The sequence below is a fragment of the Pseudomonas sp. 43(2021) genome, from assembly GCF_017490805.1.
GTDB lineage: Bacteria > Pseudomonadota > Gammaproteobacteria > Pseudomonadales > Pseudomonadaceae > Aquipseudomonas.
Genome location: NZ_JAFGYJ010000132.1, coordinates 1 through 659 on the forward strand (window position 1 = coordinate 1; position 659 = coordinate 659).

Genomic DNA, 659 nt, shown 5'->3' on the forward strand with positions numbered 1-659 from the left:
CGATCAGTCGCGCGCAAGTCAGCGTTCGTGTGCACAATCTGCAACCGCATGCCAAGGGCGCGACGTTCGATCTGTTGACCACCCTCGACGATCAGCTCGGGCCGCTGTGGGAAGCCGAAAGCCGGATGCTCTGTCGCGGGGTAAAACACGAGGGCGAAGCGCTGGCTCAGGAATGGCAGCCGTCACAGGACTTGCTCGAAGTGGCGCGCTGGACTGCGCCGGCCGATATCGGTCGCCAGTATGCGAAAGTCTCCGGCGACTACAACCCGATTCACCTGAGTGCGCCGAGCGCCAAACTGTTCGGGTTTCCCACCGCGATCGCGCACGGACTTTGGAACAAGGCGCGCACACTGGCGGCACTCTCTGATCACCTGCCCAAAGCCAACCTGGAAATCGCCGTGCACTTTCGCAAACCGGTGCGCCTGCCCAGTGAAGTGACATTGCTGGCCAGTGCCGCGGGTTCCAGCGGTGAGTTGCGCCTGATCGGTGCCGGCGACCTGGAACATATGGTCGGTCAGTGGCAACCGATCGCCTGATCTGGCGGGGCGGAAAAACCCGTTAATTGTGTATATATCACTTAAGTTTTTCCGCCCCCTGCCCGCCGCTCTGCAAAAAAACTAGCCTTGAATATCAAGGCTTTTTTTTGCCCGTTTATTACC

General features: G+C 59.5%; 1 protein-coding gene. It reads left to right on the top strand.

The genetic code is table 11. From position 1 onward, the window contains the following. Positions 1 to 536: MaoC/PaaZ C-terminal domain-containing protein (locus tag J5M71_RS26345; protein WP_279382380.1), on the top strand; the 536-nt coding region annotated here is incomplete at its 5' end. Positions 537 to 659: the final 123 nt, after the last annotated feature.